Here is a 14,960-nt window from a genome sequence, read left to right on the forward strand (position 1 = left end):
GTGGAGGTATCAACGATGGAAAGAGCCGGCGGGAGGATGACAGGCGGCGGCGATGTAGGAAAGCCTTCGGGCCCGCGGGCCGCCTTTTACATCAGTCCCAGCTTCATCAGTTCGCGCGCCAGTTTGGGCGGCATCGTGTCGCCCGCGCTTTCGCCCTCGGCGAGGTCGCGCGGGGCGTCCTCGTCCTTGAGGTAGCGCCAGCCCTGATGGGCGCGCTTGGGCTTGGTCACTACCGGGATGAGCCTGGGTTCGAGCCGGATGTGCCAGCGCCCGTCGCTTTCCCGCTGTTCGAAGCCCAAGATTGGCGAACGGCCGATCAGCGCATGCTCGAAGATCCAGTAGAGCGAGCCGCCGATCATCTCCGCATGGCGCGTGGGCAGGTAGCGCGTGGTCATCAGCGCCTCGCCCCCGGCATGGCTTTCCAGCCAGGCGCGGAGGGAGGCGGGGCTCTCTGCGGAATAGGCGATCTTGGTCATGTGCAGCGGCATACCCGCCAAGATAGGGAGGCGCTGCATGGGGCGAAAGGAGAATTGCCCAAACGACCTGACAAATTCAAGCTGATGATTGTCCGCTATCAGGCAGCGTTTCTGCGAGGCGAAGTGACCGAAAGGGGTGGAAGGGGACAGGCAGCTTTTGCTCCGCGATCGAGGGAAGCCGACCTTAGCTCATATCAAACTGGAGACCACTAATCCTCGAAAAGGCCCAACCCATTGCGAGGTAATCGAGCAGGAAGAGCGGCGTAATCGCGGACGTCGGTTTAGGTATCCATGCTTCGTTTGAGAACGACAACACGCCAAGGTGCAACAGGCAGTAGAGCATTAGCGCGGACCAGTATCGAGGCTCCTGCTTTGCCGCGCCAAAGGCTTGTGCAGTTATCACTATGACCGCAAATGACATCGCCACCAGCCAGCCGGTTGCTGCTCGATCAATATATATCGCTGAACCAAAAACCAAGAACAACACGGTCATTGGCAGCCATAGGGTGCTTGGATGTAAAGTCCGAAACTCGTAAATTTTCTGCACAAGTGCGTTTTAGCGGCGTCTCGCTCAGTCGCAAGGGCGCTTTCAGATAGCTGTTTCGAGGCGCTTGACGTCCGCAATGGGGCGCGTGCCGACTAGCAGCTTGCGTCTAAAAATGGTGGAAAGCGGACGCTAAGTTCACACGAGCACGGCCTAGCGCCCGGCAGCTTTCTGCGCCCTTCGTCCGACGGCCTGCCTCATGGCTTTATAGCGCATGGCCCAATGAAAACCTGAGAACGGGCTCACTGCATAGGTCGGATCACGCCAGAAGAGCAGCCTACGGCCAAGTCGCTCCCACACTGTATCCGGTGTGACCTCATTAAGCAGAATGCGAACATGCTGACCTGCATCGAATTGATCATCACAGATGCTCGCCATCACGACCCGGTACTCAGGCTGCTTGTGACCGAACCAAATGTGCGTAGGTCGTATGATCGCTATCGTGCCAACATAAGGCGGAGCATGGCCTTCGACTACATAACCGTCGATGGCTACAGTAGCTTGATCGGCCGCCGCCAGAGCAGCCGTCAGCTTCTCGCGGTCATCCTTATACGCCGTTGGACTGCACGCCAAGACGCTGGGACAAACAAGCGCGGTGGCCAAAAGCAGGGCGCCAACGGCTATTGCGCGAGCCCGTGGTTCAATTGGTTGAGGCAGGAACATATCTAACGGTGGACCGACGCAGGAATGTCCGCAAGGGGGCGATAGCCGCCATATGCGTGGCATCGGATTTGTCCGCGCCGGGGCGGCTGCCTGGCTTAAGCCAGTCCCGTCAGCACCGCGAGTCCGAGGAAGGTGAAGAAGCCCATCGTATCGGTCGCGGTGGTCACGAAAACCGCTGAGGAAACCGCCGGGTCGACGTTGAAGCGGTCCAAGGTTACCGGGACGAGGATACCGGCAAGGCCCGCGACAAGGTTGTTTATCAACATGGCGGAGGCGATCACCACGCCCAGAAGCGGGTTGCCGAAGACCAGTGCCGTGCCGGTGCCGATCAGGACGCCCAGCGCCAGCCCGTTGGTCAGGGCGATGCGGAATTCGCGCCAGATCATGCGCACGGTGTTCGAATCGGTCAGCTGGTTGGTGGCGATGGCGCGCACCACCACGGCCAGCGTCTGGGTGCCGGCATTGCCGCCCATGCCCGAGACGATCGGCATCAGCACTGCCAGCAGTGCGAACCGGGTGATCGCGCCCTGGAACAGGCCGACCACCGAGGAGGCCAGCATTGCCGTCGCCAGGTTCACGACCAGCCAGGTCAGGCGGGCGCGCACGGTCAGCAGGATCGGCTCGTTGATGTCGCCGTCGCCCGCACCCGAGAGCAACAGGGCATCCTCGCCCGCTTCCTCGGAGATGATGTGGACGATGTCATCGACGGTGATCTGGCCGATCAGCCGCCCCGAGGTGTCGACCACCGCAGCCGAAATCAGCGCGTATTTCTGGAAGCGCAGCGCGACTTCTTCCTGGTCCATGTCGGCCGGGATCAGGGTCTGGTCTCGCGCCATCACGTCGTAGAGCGGGATATTGCGCGGGCAGCGCAGGATCCATGACAGCGAGCAGGTCCCTACCGGACGGTGCATCGGATCGACGCAGAACACTTCCCAGAACTCGGTCGGCAACTCGCGGTGTTCGCGCAGGTAATCGATGAGATCGCCCACGGTCATCGTCTCTGGCACCGCGACATGGTCGCGGCTCATCATGCGGCCGGCGGATTCTTCGGGGTAGGACAGCGCCGATTCGATCGCGGCGCGGTCTTCCGGCTCCATCTCGGCGAGGACGGCCTGCTGGTCCGCCTCGTCGAGATCTTCCAGCATCGCGACGGCGTCGTCGGTATCGAGTTCGCCGGCGATCTCGGCGACGACGTCGGCCGGAAGCGCTTCCATCAGCGCTTCGCGAACCCAGTCGTTCATCTCGGCGATGACTTCCACGCCCATCAGGTCGCGGATCGAGCGGGCGAGGGTCAGGCGTTCACGTTCGTCGACCAGCTCGAACAAGTCGGCGATGTCGGCGGGGTGGAGCGGTTCGACGAGGTCGTAGACGCGGTCGGAGTCCTCGTCGTCGAGGGCCTCCTTAACGTTGCGGACGAATTCGGGTTTGAGGCGGTTGTCTTCGTCGAGGGTCTCGGATTCGGGCATGCCTTCGGGCGCGGTATCTTCCGCGTTTCCGGGCAGTTCTTCCTTGAGGTCCACTTCGCTCATAAGGGCCGGTCTACGCAGCTATTTCGCAATTGCAACAGCCGGAAGGAGGCGCGCCGGAGGTTTCCCTCAGGTCCTGCGGGCAGGTGAACGGGGCGACGGTTCGGGGCCGAATGGTTCGGGCCGAAGGTTCGGGCCGAAAGTCAGGGGAGGCGTGACATTGGCGCGCCGCGCCTTATATCGGGCGCCAAGCCGACCGGCGCGCGTCAAGAATTTGCGCGCCGACAATAGGAGACATGCGATGGCTGACGAATTTCTGACCCTCACGCTCGACACCGGCAATGGCGAAGGCGGCGACGTCAAGATCAAGCTGCGTTCGGACCTGGCCCCCGGCCACGTCGCTCGCATCAAGGAACTGACCGGCGAGGGTTTCTACGACGGCGTGAAGTTCCACCGCGTCATCCCCGGCTTCATGGCGCAGGGCGGCTGCCCCAACGGCACCGGCATGGGCGGTTCGGACAAGCCTGACCTCCAGGCCGAATTCAACGCTGAAAAGCACGTGCGCGGCGTGTGCTCGATGGCGCGCACCAGCTACCCGCACTCGGCCAACAGCCAGTTCTTCATCGTGTTCGACGACGCGACCTTCCTCGACAAGCAGTACACTGTCTGGGGCCAGGTGGTCGAAGGCATGGAACTCGTCGACGCGCTGCCCAAGGGCGAGCCGCCGCGCGAGCCGGGCAAGATCGTCAAGGCGACCATCAGCGAAGGCTGATCGGTCCTGCCGATGATTCGAGAAGGGCGGCCTGCAAGGGCCGCCCTTTTTCGTGGGCCTTGCGCAGGCCAGGGAGCAGCCGGAAGCCGCATGCCATTTTCAGGCAGATCCGGTCCGTCGAGGATGGACGGAGCCAAAATCGCGGCCGGGCGTTGATACAGGCACCAGAACACGAAAAACGGGTGCCACTTGAAACGCTTACTTCCCTTGTGCCTTCCCGCCCTCGTAATGGTCTCCGCGTGCGGGTCGCGCAGCGAGCCCGCTGTCGCTCCTTCAAAGGCGGCGACGAGCGCCACGCTTGCCTTCGCCAATGCCCCCGGCGGGGGAGAGACGGAAGCGGCAGACAGCCTGATCATGCGCGCGCAAGTGGCGCTTGACCGGCTGGCCTTCTCGCCCGGAGTGATCGACGGCAGGGAAGGGCAGTCCTATAAGCTGGCGCTGGCCGCCTTCCAGGAAGCGCGGGGCCTGCCATCGACCGGACAACTCGATCCGGCGACGCAGGCGGCCCTGTTCCACGGGCAGGGCACGGCGGCGACGTTGCTCGTGGTGATCCCGGAAGCTTTCGCGCGCGGACCCTTTGTGCGGGACCTGCCGCACAAGACCGCTGATCTGGCCGGCTATGACCACCTCGGCTACCGTTCGATGACCGAGGCTCTGGCGGAACGTTTCCACACCACCCCGGACACGCTTGTCGCGCTAAACGGCCCCAATACCGCGCTGGGGACGGGGCGCACGATCCGCGTACCTGCGATCGCCAACGTCGCGCCGGCGAAGATCGAGGGGGATGAACGCGGCTGGGCGGACACCCTGCAGCGCCTTGGCGTGGCGGGCGATCAGCCTGAGGCCGAGCGTATCGTCGTCGACAAGTCGCAAGGCACGCTGCGCGTCTACGACAAGGCGGACAAGCTGATCGCCCAGTTCCCGGTGACCACAGGGAGCGCCCACGATCCGCTGCCGATCGGCACCTGGAAGATCAGGGGGACGTCGCGAAACCCCGACTATCAGTACGACCCCGACCTGTTCTGGGACGCGAACAAGAACGACAAGGCCAAGCGCCTTGCGCCCGGCCCCAACGGCCCGGTCGGCGTGGTGTGGATCGACCTGTCGAAAGATCACTATGGCATTCACGGCACGCCCGAGCCGCAGACCATCGGTCGCAGCGAAAGCCACGGCTGCGTGCGTCTGACCAATTGGGATGCCGCCCGTCTGGCGCAGATGGTCCACACCGGGACGAACGTGGTGTTCCAGCCCTGACAGCGGCGTAGCGGTCTGATCTCGCTTAAAAGGGATAGGCCGAGTCCTTGCCGCGATGGACGGAACTCCCGCTCCTTGCCCGCTTCCCCTGCCGGACCTAGCCCGAGGCTAACCAACCGGTTTCAAGGAGCAGGGACCATGATGAAATTCCGTATTGCCGCCCCGCTGGGCATTTGTGCCGGCCTGTGCGCGCTCGCCGCTGCATCGCCCGCGGCTGCGAAAGTCACAGCCGAAGCCAACGTGGCACGCTCGGAAGGATCATGGGGCGGCGAGCTTGCGGTCGGCGTGCCGGTGATCGAGGACGGCGGCTTTGCGATCACCCCGGCAGTCGGCGCGTTCTTCCACAAGCGCGACCATGACGGTTTCTACAAGGACGATTCGCAGTGCTTCCGCAGCAGCAATGACGAGCAGGTCTCTGACGGCAAGTGCGACAATTCCGGCACCAAGATCTTCGGCAAGGTGGAGGCCACCTATCGCCTGCCGATGTCCTTCTCGGTGGGCGTGGGCGCGCGCCTGATCGGTAATGACCTGCGCGCCTATGGCACCGTGGCGATGCCGCTGCTGCCGATGGTCGACCTGAAGGGCAACATCGGCGATCACTATCTCGCGGCAGGCGTCCAGGCGCGCTTCTGACGGCTTTCGGCAGGTTGGGCGGGGTGAAGGACTATTCCCTCGCCCCGCGCACGCTCGCCAGCAGGGCCGAACAAGCCTCCCGACCCCGCTCAGGCCGAGCCGGCTCAGGCCGAGCCGGTCGACGTCCCGTCAGCCCGGCGGGCGACTACCCCTCCAGCAGATCCACGTAAGCCACTACGTCGTTATCGGTGGCCAGGAACAGGCCGTCCTGTACGTCCTCGCTCTGCTGCGCAGCGATCGCCATGGCTTCGGACAGGGGGCCATAGAACAGGGTGTTCGCAGCCCCGCCCTCCGCCCCGCCGTCGAGGTGATAGAGGCGCACCGTGGCTGCTTCGTAAGTCGTGCGCATCAGTCGTCTTCCTGCTTGTCCCGGATACCTTCGATCCGCGCGCCGTCCACGATCCGGTCGATCCGGGCGATTTCGGCCTTGGCGGCGATCCGCTCACCCTTGGTCCGGCCGTGTTTTGCACGGTTGGCCTGGGCCTGCGTCTTGTCTTCGGCCCGGTCGCGCGCCTTGCGGGCCATCCGAAGATTGATAATCTCTGCCATGTCCGGCGCTTTACCGCGAGACTCGGCGAGGGGAAAGATGTTCCTCCTCACGCCCCGAAGCAGACAGGCCAAGCTCTGCTTCAGGCGAAGGAAGGCTTGGCCTGTCTGCTTCGGGGCAGCTTGCCGTTGAAGAGAAGCCGGAGCATCGGCACCATGGATATGATCTGATGCGTTGCGAGCGAACATGCGGTTGCCAGCATCACGGTGCCGATAAACAGCAGGTAATGATCGTGAAGGATCGTCGACAGCACCTGGAACGCGACGGCGACATAGAAGATATGGACCAGATATACCGTGTAGGCCGCTTTCGATAAATACGCGGTGTTTTTCGATATTCTGGCGATCGAGCGGGCATGGATGAACACGGCCAGCGAAAAGAACGTCCCAATCACCGAATACAGAAAGTAAGTGGCGATCTTTGTTACCGGGTTCGGAATGCCGGTGATCTGCCGCACCGTGTAGGTCTCCGAGTTGTAGAGCATCAGGTAGAGCGCCATGGCGATGGCGGCGACGGCAAAAAGCGGAGCGGCACGGACCCGGTCCAGCAGGTCGGCTTTGTAAAGGACGTGGCCGACGACATAGAACACGATCATCACGCAGGCCCGCGAAAGCAGATAGAGGCTTTCGTAGTTCCCTTCCTTCATCCCGATCGCTGGGAAAGCGGCGTAGATGTACTGGTTCAGCAGCGTGCCCGCAAATACGGTGGCCACCATGCCGGCGATGACGGATGCGAGCGGCACCCCGCGCAGTTCCCGCGCTGCCCGTGAAAGGAGTTTGCCGGCGGCGGTGCCTTTGCCGGCGACCGTCAGCAGGCTGAACGACATCAGCACGAGGAGGAACCACAGGTGATCGATGTTGAAGGGGGTAGCGAAAAAGTCCCCCTTTCTGATCAGGTCGGTGAACCGCTGGAAGGTGAGCCAGACGACGACAAAGGGAATCAACAATTGCGCCGTTCTGGAGCGTAGCCAGTCCATCGGCTGCTTCTTGCTGATCGAGGCGGCGGCAAGATAGCCGGCGATCAGGAAGAAGGCCTGCATCCGCGTAGCGCGCGACAGCGACTGGATCACCCCGAATATCCAGGGATCGTCGGGCATGGTGCGAATTCGTCCGGCGGTATGCAGCAGCACACCGTAAAGGAGCAGGATGGCCCGCCAGAAGTCGAGGCCGACAAGTCTGTTTTGCACGTTGATCCCTAATCCGTCGCTGTCGGCACGGTAGCAGCGGCGGCGGAAGCGGGGTGGCCTTAATGATCCGAAATGCACGTTTCTGCGCGGTTGCAGCGCAGATTGTGCGCTTGCAGCAAGAAGTCGCCCGTCAGGCTTCGACGGGCGAAGTCGTTACCCCGAGGTCCGGCAGACCGACCGAGCGCTTGCCCGAGAAATCGGTGCGGACCACGATCAGCCCGTCCTTTTCCAGATAGTCCAGCAGGCGCTGCACGCGGCGCGGGCTGCTGGTGCCGTAGATGCGGGCAAGGTCCATGTCGTCGGGGCAGGGCTTGCCGGCGATCGCGGCGCGGGCGATCACATAGAAGGTGGCCAGCGCATCGTCGGGGACATGCTTCGACAGGTTGATGAGGTCCATCCAGCGCTCGTCGTCGGGGTCTTCGATCCCGGCAAGCGCGGCGGCGAAGCCGCGGCGGAACATCGTGGCGTCCAGACCGCGCACCGAAATGCCCTTCATCCGGCAGCGGATGGTGAAATCCTGGAACAGCGTGGTCGACGACTGGAAGGTGCAGTCGTCCTCCTGCGCCATCGCGTTCATGATCTCGACCATTGCGGCGCGGCTTTCCTCCGCGTCGGGTTCGGGGCGCTGGCGCTCGCGTTCGCTCTCGCGGGACTGCGAACTGGTCGGTTCGAGCAGGTCGGATTCGGCGATTCGCCGCGCCAGCGTGTCGGCATCCTCGGTTTTCGGCGCCGGGCGGTGGAATTCCGGGCGGTCCGGTTCGACGTGGAGGTTTTCGTGGAGCAGCTCGCGCAGTTCCTCCGTCGAGGCGGTGGGCAGCGGAGCAAGGCCCGGCGTCACCGACTTGGCGCCGGTGCGCACGGTGCCGACGTCCACCGAAACCGGGCGGCGCGAGATGGCCGGGCCAAGGCCCAGGAACTGCCCGCGCGCAAGGTCGCGGATGGCTTCGGCCTGACGCCGCTCCATGCCGAGCAGGTCGGCGGCGCGGATCATGTCGATGTCGAGGAAAGTGCGCCCCATCAGGAAGTTGCTGGCCTCGGCCGCGACGTTCTTGGCCAGCTTGGCAAGGCGCTGGGTGGCGATCACGCCGGCAAGGCCGCGCTTGCGCCCGCGGCACATCAGGTTGGTCATCGCCGCCAGGCTGACGCGGCGGGCTTCTTCGGACACTTCGCCGGCGGCGGCGGGGGCGAACATCTGCGCTTCGTCGACCACCACCAGCGCGGGATACCACTGGTCGCGCGGGGCATCGAACAGGGCGTTCAGGAACTGCGCGGCGCACTTCATCTGCTGGTCGATTTCCAGCTCGTCCAGCGCCAGCACGACGGAGGCGCGGTGCTGGCGGATGCGGGCGCCGAGGCGGGCGATCTCGGCCTCGCCATAAGCGGAGCCGTCGATCACGACATGGCCGAATTCCTCGGCGAGGCTGACGAAATCGCCTTCTGGGTCGATGACCACCTGCTGGACGATAGTGGCGCTCTCTTCCAGGATCCGGCGCAGCAGATGCGACTTTCCGGACCCGGAATTGCCCTGCACCAGCAGGCGGGTCGCCAGAAGTTCCTTGATGTCGATCTCAATCGGCTGGCCTTGCGGCGTCCGGCCGATAACGATGTTCGCGCTCACGATGGTGCTCCTGCCAAAGGGGGCAGGGCGCGCGCAAGGTGGGGAGGCGGCTTTATCCAGAGGTCTGGCGGGGGAATTCGTCAAAGTGCGGCCCCACCCCATCGTCCCAAGGTACAATTGGCTGCGGCTCGATCCAGGCTCACACTGGCCCGCGATAAGTTCGGGAGACATGGCCATGCTGGAACAGGCAATGAGCAAATTCGCGGGTGACGCACTCATCCGTGAGAAGTTCGACAATTTCATCGGCGGCAAGTGGGTCGCCCCGGTCAAGGGGCAGTACTTCGACAACGTTTCGCCCGTCACCGGGCAGGTGGTGTGCAGGGTGGCGCGCGGCACGGCGGAGGATATCGAGCTGGCGCTGGATGCCGCGCACGGCGCGAAGGACGCCTGGGGCAAGGCATCGCCCACCGAGCGGGCCAATACCCTGCTCAAGGTCGCCGACCGGCTGGAGGCCAACCTCGACAGGCTGGCGCTGGTGGAAACCATCGACAACGGCAAGCCGATCCGCGAGACGACCGCCGCCGACGTGCCGCTGGCGATCGACCACTTCCGCTACTTCGCTTCCTGCCTGCGGGCGCAGGAAGGCTCCATCGCCGAGATCGACCACGACACCGTTGCCTATCACTTTCACGAACCGCTGGGCGTGGTCGGCCAGATCATTCCGTGGAACTTCCCGATCCTGATGGCGGCGTGGAAGCTGGCCCCGGCGCTGGCCGCAGGCAACTGCGTGGTGCTCAAGCCTGCCGAGCAAACGCCGATGTCGATCCTGGTGCTGGCCGAACTGGTGTCCGACATCCTGCCGCCGGGCGTGCTCAACATCGTCAACGGCTTCGGCATCGAGGCCGGCAAGCCGCTCGCCACCAACAAGCGGATCGCCAAGATCGCCTTCACCGGCGAGACCACCACCGGCCGGCTCATCATGCAATACGCGTCGGAAAACCTGATCCCCTGCACGCTGGAACTGGGAGGCAAGAGCCCGAATATCTTCTTCGCCGATGTGATGGATGCCGACGACGACTATCTCGACAAGGCGCTTGAGGGCTTCACCATGTTCGCGCTCAACCAGGGCGAGGTCTGCACCTGCCCAAGCCGCGCGCTGGTGCACGAATCGATCTATGACGCCTTCATGGAAAAAGCGATCGCTCGGGTCGAGGCGATCAGGATGGGCAGTCCGCTGGACGCATCGACGATGATCGGCGCGCAGGCCTCCAACGACCAGCTGGAGAAGATACTCAGCTACATCCAGATCGGCCGGGACGAGGGCGCCAAGGTCCTTACCGGCGGCGAGCGCGTTGCCTATGAAGGTGAGCTTTCGCAGGGTTACTACGTCCAGCCCACGGTCCTGGAAGGCCACAACAAGATGCGCGTCTTCCAGGAGGAAATCTTCGGTCCGGTGCTGGCGGTGACGAAGTTCTCGACCGACGAGGAGGCCCTCGCGATTGCCAACGACACGCTTTACGGCCTCGGTGCCGGTGTCTGGACCCGCGACGGAACCCGCGCCTATCGCATCGGTCGGGGTATCCAGGCCGGGCGCGTGTGGACCAACTGCTACCATGCATACCCCGCCCACGCGGCGTTCGGCGGCTACAAACAGTCGGGCATCGGGCGCGAGAACCACAAGATGATGCTGGACCACTACCAGCAGACCAAGAACCTGCTCGTCAGTTACAGCCCGAAAGCGCTCGGTTTCTTCTGATGCTTTCAGGGCCATCAAAAGCTCCCTCCCCGGCGCCGTCCCCACTCCGCCAGATGGCCGGCGCCGGTTACCTTGAAACGGCGGATGGCGCCTGCGCCGTCCGCCGTCTTTTCGCGTCATGAACCTTGCAGCCACCTCACTTCCGGCCCGCATCCTCGCCACCCCGGCGGCGGAGGAGTGGATCGAGCGCCTGCGCGCCGTCCACGGCGACCTGATGTTCCACCAGTCGGGCGGGTGCTGCGACGGGTCGGCGCCGATGTGCTTCGTGGCGGGGGAGTTTCGCGTCGGCGGGCAGGACGTGCTGCTGGGCAAGGTGAGCGGCGATACCCCGGTGTGGATCGGGGCGGCGCAGTTCGAATACTGGCGCCACACGCAAATTACTATCGACGTGGTGCCGGGGCGCGGTTCGGGCATGAGCCTGGAGGCGCCCGAAGGCGTGCGCTTCATCGTGCGCTCGCGCATCTTCACCGACGCGGAGAACGTTTCGCTCGAAGCGGCAGGTGAACCACTTCGCGGCGACAGCCCCGATGCACCTGGCCGAAATGCGCTTGGCCGAAATGCGCTTGGCGAGGGGACGGGCACGGCTTAGACTTCCTGCACAGGCATGGACCGCCCGATCAAAGAGGCGGCCGGCACGGAGCGGGACATGCGAATGAACGCCACTCTTCAAGGCAGTGATCGACCTCTGGTCGCCTGCGCCTCGCGCGCGGCCGATCCGCAAGTCGCGGTAGCGGAGCTGGTGGCCGCGATCGGCGATGTCGAATTGGCAGGCGCGCTGCTGTTCTGTTCGCACACCTACCCGCGTGATGAACTGGCCCACGCGCTGAAGGCCGCATTGCCCGGCGCGCCGCTGATCGGCTGCACGAGCGCGGGCGAACTGACCGACCGGGGCTATGATAGCGACAGCCTGCAACTGATCGGCTTCCCGGCCGAGAGCTTTTCGATGGCCTCGCTGCGCTTCGACGATCTCGACAGCTTCGATCCCGAGGCAGCGCAGGGCGCGATCCGCCAGCTTGTTGCCGGCGCCCGGCTGGACCATGCCGCTGCGGGGGATCTGCACCAGGTGGCGCTATTCTTTGTCGACGGGCTTTCCCACCGCGAGGAACTGCTGACGATGACCGCGCAGCACGCGCTGGGCGATGTCCAGCTGATCGGCGGATCGAGCGGCGACGGCCTCTCATTCCGCGAAACCGCCGTGCTGCACGAAGGGGGCTTCCATTCCGATGCGGCGGTGATCGCGGTGCTCACCAGTCGGCGGCCGATGCATGTCTTTTGCGCCAACCACTACCGCCCCGGCCCCGCCAAGATGGTCATCACCGAGGCGGACCCGGAAAGCCGCACCGTCTACGAGATCAACGCCGTCCCTGCCGCCGAGGAATATCTGCGGCTTTCGGGCAGCCCTGCCGAGACGCTGGACGCGCACTTCTTCGCCGCCCATCCGCCGATGGTGCGCACTGGCGGGCAGTTCCATGTCCGCTCGGTCCAGTCGGCCAACCCGGACGGATCGCTGACCTTCTACTGCGCCATCGACACCGGCGTCGTCCTCACCATCGGCGAGCCGGTCGACCGGCTGAGCTGGATGCGCGAGCTGTTCGGTTCTGTCTCCAGCAAAATCGGCGCGATCGACCGCATCATCGGGTTCGACTGCGTGCTCAACCGCCTCGATGCCGAGGACAGGCAGATCCTGCGCGAGGTTTCGCAGATCTACATGGACAACAAGGTGCTGGGCTTCAGCACGTATGGCGAACAATTTCTGGCCGCGCACATGAACCAGACCTTCAGCGGGCTGGCGATCGGTCGTTCTGGAGACCAGGTGGCGCCCGTGCCTTCTGGCGGGCGCTGAAAGGGCGGCGATGGCGCAAGTCGGGGAGCATCCGCGCGCCGGGCCCGTCCACGATGAACGGGAAGATGAACTGGCCGGGCTGCGCCGCCGCGTAGCCCGGCTGGAGAAGATAAACGCCGCCCTGATGGACCGGGTCGAACGCTCGACCGACATGCAGGGCGGCGCCTTCTCGATGTTCGAGACGGCGATCTCGCTCGATTCCATGGTGCGGACCCGAACCGGGGCGCTGGAAGTGGCGCTGGAACGGCTCAACACCGTGAACGCCGAACTGGCCGCCGCCAATGCCGATGCCACCGCCGCCAGGGTCATGCTGCGCGATGCCATCGAATCGCTGGCCGACGGTTTCGCCCTGTTCGACACCGAGGACCGGCTGGTTCTGTGCAACCGCGCCTACCTTAAGATATTCCCTTACGTCGAGGCGATCAGCGAGGATGGGCCGGAATTCGCCGAACTGGCGAGCCGGCTGGCCCAGTCGGGCGGGATGATGGGTTCCAGCCTGGCGCCCGAACGCTGGCTGAAGGACCGCGTGGCCCAGCACCGCCGCGCGAAAGGCGCGCATGTGCAGGCGCTGGCGGACGGGCGCTGGATCCAGATCAACGAACTGCGCACCAGCGAAGGCGGCACCGTCGGCATCTATACCGACATCACCACCGTCAAGGCAGAGGACGCCCGCCAGCGCGCCCGCGAACTGGCCGAACGCAACCTCGCGCTTCAGGCGACGCTCGACACCCTGTCGGAAGGGGTGTGCCTGTTCGATGCCCAGCGCCAGTTGCAGGCCTGGAACGAGGGCGTGCTGACGGTCCTTGGCCTGAACATCGATGAGCGGGGCGAACCGCGCATCGACACGCCCATCGATTCGCACGAGGGACTGGCGCGCTGGTGCGTTGACCAGCGCGGTCTGGACCGAACCGAGGCGCTCGACTGGCGCGAAAGCGGCGGGGCGCGGGTGGCCACCAACTGCGTCATGGGAGAACGCCATTTCACGGTGCGCTCGGTGCCGCTGAAGAACGGCGGCATGGTCTTCACGTTCGACGACGTGACCGATCACGTCCAGTTCGAACGCTCGCTGACCGAAACCGCCGAAACCCTCGAACGCCGCGTCGACGAGCGCACCGCCGAACTGGTCGACCTAAACCGCCAGCTGGTGGAGGCGAAGAACGAGGCGGAGACGGCAAACCGCTCCAAGACCAGCTTCATCGCCGCCGCCAGCCACGATCTGCTGCAACCGCTGAACGCGGCGCGGCTGTTCGTGTCGGCGATGGACGGCCATGCGATGCCCGAGCGTCCCCGCGCGCTGGTGCAGCAGGCGTCGACCGCGCTCGATTCGGTGGAAGACCTGCTGGAAGCCCTGTTCGAGATTTCGCGCCTCGATGCCGGGGCCATCCAGCCCGAGTTCGCCGACCTGTCGCTGGCCTCGATCCTTTCCGCCCTGCGCGTGGAGTTCGCGCCGCTGGCGGCGGCGGGGGGGCTGGCTTTCGTGGTGCCCGATACCCTGATGTGGGTGCGCTCCGACGCGCGGCTGCTGCGCCGGGTGCTGCAGAACTTCGTCTCCAATGCGATCCGCTATACCGAGCAGGGCAGCGTCACCGTCGAGGTCGAGCTGGAGGGGGACGATGTCGTGGTGACGGTGCGCGACACCGGCCCCGGCATTGCGCCGCGCGACCGCGACGAGATTTTCGAGGAGTTCCGCCGGGTAGGCAAGACGCAGAAGATACCGGGCAAGGGCCTGGGCCTGGCCATCGTGCGGCGGGTGACGACAATGCTAGGGCACCGCATGGACCTGACCACCGCGCCGGGGCAGGGCGCAGCCTTCTCTATCCGCCTGCCGCGCGCGGCCTCGGCAGCGGCGCTGCCCGAGGCAGGGCTGGCCGCCATCACCGCGCGGGCGGGACCCGGCGGGCTGGTGCTGGTGATCGACAACGATCCGGGTATTCTCTCAGGCATGGAGGCATTGCTGGAGAACTGGGGGCTGGACGTGGTGACCGCCAACGATCCGTCCGACGCCGCCGCGCTTGCCGCGCTGGAGCAGGGACCGGCGATGCTGATCGTCGACTACCACCTCGACGATGACCTCACCGGGGACAATGCCATCGCGGCGCTGCGGGCGAAGGCCGGGCGCGATGTGCCCGCGATAGTCATCACCGCCGACCGGGGGGCGGAAACCAAGGCCCAGCTGGCAGGCCTGTCGCTGCCGCTGCTGAACAAGCCGGTGAAACCGGCGCAGCTGCGCGCGTTGCTGCGGCAGATGGACGTGCTTTAGGA

At 64.8% G+C, this 14,960-nt stretch carries 15 protein-coding genes; 8 read left to right on the forward strand and 7 right to left on the reverse strand.

The window, feature by feature from the left end; translation table 11 throughout:
- Positions 1-86: 86 nt before the first annotated feature.
- Both GVL61_RS03185 and GVL61_RS03190 read right to left on the reverse strand, forming a co-directional pair.
- Complete coding sequence (locus GVL61_RS03185) at positions 87-488, reverse strand: DUF1489 family protein (RefSeq protein ID WP_159977307.1); 402 nt, start codon at positions 486-488, stop codon at positions 87-89.
- Between the two features lie 172 nt (positions 489-660).
- The gene (locus GVL61_RS03190; protein ID WP_159976930.1) at positions 661-969 is read right to left on the reverse strand and encodes a hypothetical protein; all 309 of its coding nucleotides are present in this window, start codon (positions 967-969) and stop codon (positions 661-663) included.
- 387 nt (positions 970-1,356) lie between these two features.
- Between GVL61_RS03190 and GVL61_RS03195 the strand changes: the two genes are divergently transcribed.
- Positions 1,357-1,689 carry a hypothetical protein gene (locus tag GVL61_RS03195; protein ID WP_159976932.1) on the forward strand — a complete coding sequence of 111 codons (333 nt, stop codon included), beginning with the start codon at positions 1,357-1,359 and terminating at the stop codon, positions 1,687-1,689.
- Between the two features lie 89 nt (positions 1,690-1,778).
- Here GVL61_RS03195 and mgtE read toward each other — a convergent pair whose 3' ends face one another.
- Complete coding sequence (gene mgtE / locus GVL61_RS03200; RefSeq protein ID WP_159976934.1) at positions 1,779-3,212, reverse strand: magnesium transporter; 1,434 nt, start codon at positions 3,210-3,212, stop codon at positions 1,779-1,781.
- A gap of 238 nt (positions 3,213-3,450) precedes the next feature.
- On the opposite strand from mgtE, the gene GVL61_RS03205 reads away from it, so the two are divergent.
- From GVL61_RS03205 to GVL61_RS03215, 3 genes are all read left to right on the forward strand, one after another.
- Complete coding sequence (locus tag GVL61_RS03205) at positions 3,451-3,921, forward strand: peptidylprolyl isomerase (protein ID WP_159976936.1); 471 nt, start codon at positions 3,451-3,453, stop codon at positions 3,919-3,921.
- Positions 3,922-4,110: 189 nt separating this feature from the next.
- Positions 4,111-5,175 carry a L,D-transpeptidase family protein gene (locus tag GVL61_RS03210; RefSeq protein WP_235037513.1) on the forward strand — a complete coding sequence of 355 codons (1,065 nt, stop codon included), beginning with the start codon at positions 4,111-4,113 and terminating at the stop codon, positions 5,173-5,175.
- Between the two features lie 138 nt (positions 5,176-5,313).
- Positions 5,314-5,808 (forward strand): hypothetical protein, encoded by a 495-nt coding sequence (locus tag GVL61_RS03215; RefSeq protein WP_235037514.1) that lies wholly within the window; start codon positions 5,314-5,316, stop codon positions 5,806-5,808.
- 145 nt (positions 5,809-5,953) lie between these two features.
- Here the strand turns inward: GVL61_RS03215 and GVL61_RS03220 are convergent, their stop codons facing one another.
- The 4 genes from GVL61_RS03220 to GVL61_RS03235 form a co-directional block, all read right to left on the reverse strand.
- A complete protein-coding gene (locus GVL61_RS03220; protein WP_159976938.1) occupies positions 5,954-6,157 on the reverse strand; it encodes a hypothetical protein in 204 nt (67 codons plus the stop codon).
- Positions 6,157-6,357 (reverse strand): DUF4169 family protein, encoded by a 201-nt coding sequence (locus GVL61_RS03225; protein ID WP_159976940.1) that lies wholly within the window; start codon positions 6,355-6,357, stop codon positions 6,157-6,159. The genes GVL61_RS03220 and GVL61_RS03225 overlap by 1 nt, the downstream gene beginning before the upstream one ends.
- A gap of 80 nt (positions 6,358-6,437) precedes the next feature.
- Positions 6,438-7,541: an acyltransferase family protein gene (locus GVL61_RS03230; RefSeq protein ID WP_159976942.1), complete on the reverse strand. Its 1,104-nt coding sequence runs from the start codon at positions 7,539-7,541 to the stop codon at positions 6,438-6,440.
- A 130-nt stretch (positions 7,542-7,671) separates the two neighbouring features.
- On the reverse strand, positions 7,672-9,159 hold the full coding sequence (locus GVL61_RS03235; RefSeq protein WP_159976944.1) for an ATP-binding protein: 1,488 nt from the start codon (positions 9,157-9,159) through the stop codon (positions 7,672-7,674).
- Positions 9,160-9,334: 175 nt separating this feature from the next.
- On the opposite strand from GVL61_RS03235, the gene adh reads away from it, so the two are divergent.
- The 4 genes from adh to GVL61_RS03255 all read left to right on the forward strand — a co-directional run bounded on the left by adh (position 9,335) and on the right by GVL61_RS03255 (position 14,958).
- Entirely contained in the window at positions 9,335-10,855 is a 1,521-nt protein-coding gene (gene adh, locus GVL61_RS03240) for an aldehyde dehydrogenase (protein WP_159976946.1), read from the forward strand.
- 118 nt (positions 10,856-10,973) lie between these two features.
- Positions 10,974-11,444, forward strand: coding sequence for a DUF779 domain-containing protein (locus GVL61_RS03245; RefSeq protein ID WP_159976948.1), 471 nt, complete (start codon positions 10,974-10,976; stop codon positions 11,442-11,444).
- Between the two features lie 63 nt (positions 11,445-11,507).
- Positions 11,508-12,698: an FIST N-terminal domain-containing protein gene (locus GVL61_RS03250; RefSeq protein ID WP_159976950.1), complete on the forward strand. Its 1,191-nt coding sequence runs from the start codon at positions 11,508-11,510 to the stop codon at positions 12,696-12,698.
- 10 nt (positions 12,699-12,708) lie between these two features.
- A complete protein-coding gene (locus GVL61_RS03255; RefSeq protein ID WP_159976952.1) occupies positions 12,709-14,958 on the forward strand; it encodes a PAS-domain containing protein in 2,250 nt (749 codons plus the stop codon).
- Positions 14,959-14,960 lie beyond the last annotated feature (2 nt).

The sequence above is a fragment of the Novosphingobium sp. 18050 genome, from assembly GCF_902706195.1.
Lineage (GTDB): Bacteria > Pseudomonadota > Alphaproteobacteria > Sphingomonadales > Sphingomonadaceae > Novosphingobium.

What these genes read in the sequence shown, in the direction of transcription:
- GVL61_RS03215 (WP_235037514.1), top strand. Translation starts at nt 5,314, where the DNA reads ATGATGAAATTCCGTATTGCCGCCCCGCTGGGCATTTGTGCCGGCCTG.
- GVL61_RS03220 (WP_159976938.1), bottom strand. Translation starts at nt 6,157, where the DNA reads ATGCGCACGACTTACGAAGCAGCCACGGTGCGCCTCTATCACCTCGAC.
- adh (WP_159976946.1), top strand. Translation starts at nt 9,335, where the DNA reads ATGCTGGAACAGGCAATGAGCAAATTCGCGGGTGACGCACTCATCCGT.
- GVL61_RS03255 (WP_159976952.1), top strand. Translation starts at nt 12,709, where the DNA reads ATGGCGCAAGTCGGGGAGCATCCGCGCGCCGGGCCCGTCCACGATGAA.
- GVL61_RS03185 (WP_159977307.1), bottom strand. Translation starts at nt 488, where the DNA reads ATGCCGCTGCACATGACCAAGATCGCCTATTCCGCAGAGAGCCCCGCC.
- GVL61_RS03250 (WP_159976950.1), top strand. Translation starts at nt 11,508, where the DNA reads ATGAACGCCACTCTTCAAGGCAGTGATCGACCTCTGGTCGCCTGCGCC.
- GVL61_RS03205 (WP_159976936.1), top strand. Translation starts at nt 3,451, where the DNA reads ATGGCTGACGAATTTCTGACCCTCACGCTCGACACCGGCAATGGCGAA.
- GVL61_RS03245 (WP_159976948.1), top strand. Translation starts at nt 10,974, where the DNA reads ATGAACCTTGCAGCCACCTCACTTCCGGCCCGCATCCTCGCCACCCCG.
- mgtE (WP_159976934.1), bottom strand. Translation starts at nt 3,212, where the DNA reads ATGAGCGAAGTGGACCTCAAGGAAGAACTGCCCGGAAACGCGGAAGAT.
- GVL61_RS03190 (WP_159976930.1), bottom strand. Translation starts at nt 969, where the DNA reads ATGACCGTGTTGTTCTTGGTTTTTGGTTCAGCGATATATATTGATCGA.
- GVL61_RS03195 (WP_159976932.1), top strand. Translation starts at nt 1,357, where the DNA reads ATGCTGACCTGCATCGAATTGATCATCACAGATGCTCGCCATCACGAC.
- GVL61_RS03225 (WP_159976940.1), bottom strand. Translation starts at nt 6,357, where the DNA reads ATGGCAGAGATTATCAATCTTCGGATGGCCCGCAAGGCGCGCGACCGG.